Raw genomic sequence first — 3,422 nt, forward strand, 5'->3', positions numbered from 1 at the left:
AGGTGACTTAGATAAAAAGCGCCAAGATAAAAGCGATGCCGAAATGCAGCAGATTGCTGACAAAGAGCGTGACAATGACATGGAAGCTCTCTTCGGCGAGAAGAAAAAGTGGTAACATTCACTTCAGGTCAAAAAAGGCTGCAATTGCAGCCTTTTTTCTATCCGCAAGACAACGGATATGCCCAATAAAAATGTGAAGTACTAAAACTAAAATGATGAATCTAGACGCCTATCAAGATCTTCTTGCTCCCATTAACCAATTTCTGCGATGCAGTACACCTGATGAATGGGTAGAGGAAGCAAAGAAACCAGAGAACCTTCAAACCATTTTGTTAGACCACCTACTGTGCGAACTAAAAGCTGGCCAATCTGCCATGTTTTTAATTCGTAAGTATGCCGTTGATCAATCCAGTTCACATGCTCTACTTGACTGGTTTAAGCCCTACGAAGATTTTGCTTACCGTAACGTAGGCTCATTGGAAACTTTAAAAGGCAAGAGCAATATTTCTAAGGCAATCATGGCTAAGTCCGACTCACCATATAGCCAAGATTTGATCGATAAGATGGTGCTTTTGATAAAAGAGGAGTTACACCACTTTTATCAAGTTTTAGAGATCATGGAAAGTCGTGGAATTGAGTACAAAAATATTCCAGCAAGTCGTTATGCTAAAGGACTGATTTCGCATATGAAGACTCATGAGCCGGAAACGCTGATCGATAAACTCATCATTGGTGCGTACATCGAAGCCCGATCTTGTGAGCGTTTTGCCAAACTAGCACCACATATGGATGACGATATCGCAAAGTTCTACATTTCTTTATTACGTTCAGAAGCACGCCATTACCAGGATTATCTTGTATTAGCGGAGCAAATCGCAGGCAAAGATATCAGCGAGCGCATCGCCTACTTTGGACGTATAGAGGCAGATTTAATTTCTACGCCAGATACAGATTTTAAGTTTCACAGTGGTATTCCAGCCTAGCGAGCATATTCTCCCAAGGTTGAGCATACTCTGAACTTATATAGACAGAGAATAAATAAGCCGGACATTTCGTCCGGCTTATTTATTGTAGCAATGAGGTTAGGAATAAAGCTGAAACACAACAACTAGAGCTGGAATGAACCCATTCGAGTTTTCAAGTTGTGCGCTAGGCTACTAATCTGCTGACAAGCCACAGCCGTTTGTGAAGCTCCCTCAGCCATCTCTGTTGAAGCACTATTAATATGCTCCACGCTGCGATTCAGCTCTTCGGATACAGAATTCTGCTCACTGCACGCCGTTGCGATTTGTGTACTCATTTGCGCTATGTTATCGACAGAATGTTCAATTTCTTTTATCTGGCTATCAGCATCATTAACTTGCTCAACACACTGAGAAATACCCTCCTGACAATCACGGCTTGAATGCCCTATTTTACTGCTGCTCTCTTGTAGTTGATTAACAATTTCCACAATTTGTGAAGTGGAGTCTTGAGTGCGTTGCGCCAGAGAACGAACCTCATCTGCCACAACAGCAAACCCACGTCCTTGTTCACCAGCCCGAGCGGCTTCAATTGCGGCGTTCAGTGCTAACAAGTTTGTTTGCTCGGCAATCCCGCGGATCACATCTACGACCACATTGATATTGTTTGAGCTCGATTCAAGCTCACGTGCCAGTTCATCTGATTCTTGGATCGTATGTGATACACGCTCAATTACTGCGATAGTTTGTTGTAACGTCACCGTTCCTTGCTTTGCCACTTCCGCAGCCGAATAAGCAGAGGTTGCGCCAACTTCGGTATTTTGTGCCACTTCACTTACAGCAGCTTGCATTTCTGTCATCGCAGAAGCCACCGAGCTAAGTTCAATTTGTTGATTTTGCATACCAGAAGCGGTCTGAGAAGAAATAGCACTCACTTCCTCTACTGCTGCCGTTAGCTGAATCGTTGAGTCATTAATCTCAGAAACCAACGAATGTAAGTTTGTTTGCATACCGACAAGCTCTTTGAGCAGCGTTCCTAACTCGTCTTTGCTCAATTCGCTTTCGTCGATTTGATTATTCAATTGACCCTTGGCGATTTTGGAAGCGAATTCCAGTGCTCGATCAACAGGCCCGCAGATGACTCGAGAAAGCAACATGGCAGACATTACCATGACCAATGCGACGACAAGCGCACCAACAGCAGCGCTGTATTGTGTAAATGCCGCTTCACTTTGTACTTCTTCGCCAATCAAATTCACCAACTCATCGTTCAACGCGAGGGTATCATCCAAGCTGCTCAACGCTTTTGAGTAGGTATCGAAACTTGATAAAATTACATCATTTGCACTTTCAGCATCGCCTTGGCTTAGCAATACGTTGTAAGTCTTCGTTTCTTTGATGTATTGATTCCAAGTTTCTTTAAAAACGCTAAAGGACTGCGTTTCACGCTTATTAAGGTCGAGCTTTTCGTATTCTGCAATACCAGCCTGCACATCAGAACGCCATTGGTCGAGGCCTTTTAACCATTCACCAATTTTGGGGTGATTTGCGTTTGGCAATAAAGAGAACTCATCTTTACGCACTTTAGTAATATCAACTTGGATACCTTTCAAAATCGCAACAGAAGGTAAACTTTTATCTGTTAACACTGAAATGTCTTTATTCAGTGTTAACAAACCTTGCACCAACATTACTGACACTAAACCAAACACGGCAAAAACGGTTAAATAACTAACCGATATTTTCTTTACGACACTTAAGTCTTTAATACGCATGCACTTTCTCCCCGCAGCCTTTCCAAACCTCTCACTTAAGTGAAAGCTTAACCTCTAAAACACACTGTTTTTTGCGCTCGATATCATTGAACGCTCTTATATACATCGGCTTGAGAGATCAAATCTTGACCAGTAATTGATAGTTTTATCACATGCTATTTTAGAGATAGGCTCGCATGCTCCGTATTGTGTCTACATCTTTTCATGAGCGCTTCTCGGCGCAGATCCAAGATCTCATCGATGAGCTTTTCTTTCGCATTTATCCCAAAATGCTGGGCATAATTTTTTACTTTTGCTATCTCATTAGGTTGCAAGCGGTACACCTCTTTCTTTAAACGTGCTTCTGCTTCACTTCTAATCAAACCTTGCTCTTGTAACAATTTAATGATGGTTTCATCGGTTGGATTTACTGCTCTAGCCATGGTGCTCCATCTATCAATTTGAGTTCTAGCCATATGGCTAGATGAATGACGCCGCACAACTTATAGAGCAAAGATGACAGCTTGATTGCAGTGAATGCAATTCGTTGACTGTTGGTATTATTTTTCCACCGCTTCAACGGCCACACACTCAATACCCCCATCCTAACCATTGAATAAAGATCACATTCTGATAACAATTTTCAGCGCTGGCTTAGATGTCATCCATATTTAACGTGCAAGTAACATTTATAAACAAGAATGAT

Annotated in this window: 3 protein-coding genes and 1 pseudogene; 2 read left to right on the top strand and 2 right to left on the bottom strand. The window is 42.1% G+C overall.

The genetic code is table 11. From position 1 onward, the window contains the following. Window positions 1-115, top strand: a pseudogene (locus tag IQR33_RS15470) (DNA repair protein); the annotation flags it as partial. 97 nt (window positions 116-212) lie between these two features. Continuing rightward, complete coding sequence (miaE, locus tag IQR33_RS15475; RefSeq protein WP_086046621.1) at window positions 213-983, top strand: tRNA isopentenyl-2-thiomethyl-A-37 hydroxylase MiaE; 771 nt, start codon at window positions 213-215, stop codon at window positions 981-983. A 125-nt stretch (window positions 984-1,108) separates the two neighbouring features. Here miaE and IQR33_RS15480 read toward each other — a convergent pair whose 3' ends face one another. Both IQR33_RS15480 and IQR33_RS15485 read right to left on the bottom strand, forming a co-directional pair. After that, window positions 1,109-2,737 carry a methyl-accepting chemotaxis protein gene (locus IQR33_RS15480; RefSeq protein ID WP_017634953.1) on the bottom strand — a complete coding sequence of 543 codons (1,629 nt, stop codon included), beginning with the start codon at window positions 2,735-2,737 and terminating at the stop codon, window positions 1,109-1,111. A gap of 155 nt (window positions 2,738-2,892) precedes the next feature. Then, window positions 2,893-3,159, bottom strand: a complete 267-nt coding sequence (locus IQR33_RS15485; protein ID WP_017634954.1) for a hypothetical protein — start codon at window positions 3,157-3,159, stop codon at window positions 2,893-2,895. Between the last annotated feature and the right edge of the window lie 263 nt (window positions 3,160-3,422).

This window comes from Vibrio sp. OPT46, assembly GCF_015163535.1.
Lineage (GTDB): Bacteria > Pseudomonadota > Gammaproteobacteria > Enterobacterales > Vibrionaceae > Vibrio > Vibrio alginolyticus.

What these genes read in the sequence shown, in the direction of transcription:
- miaE (WP_086046621.1), top strand. Translation starts at nt 213, where the DNA reads ATGATGAATCTAGACGCCTATCAAGATCTTCTTGCTCCCATTAACCAA.
- IQR33_RS15480 (WP_017634953.1), bottom strand. Translation starts at nt 2,737, where the DNA reads ATGCGTATTAAAGACTTAAGTGTCGTAAAGAAAATATCGGTTAGTTAT.
- IQR33_RS15485 (WP_017634954.1), bottom strand. Translation starts at nt 3,159, where the DNA reads ATGGCTAGAGCAGTAAATCCAACCGATGAAACCATCATTAAATTGTTA.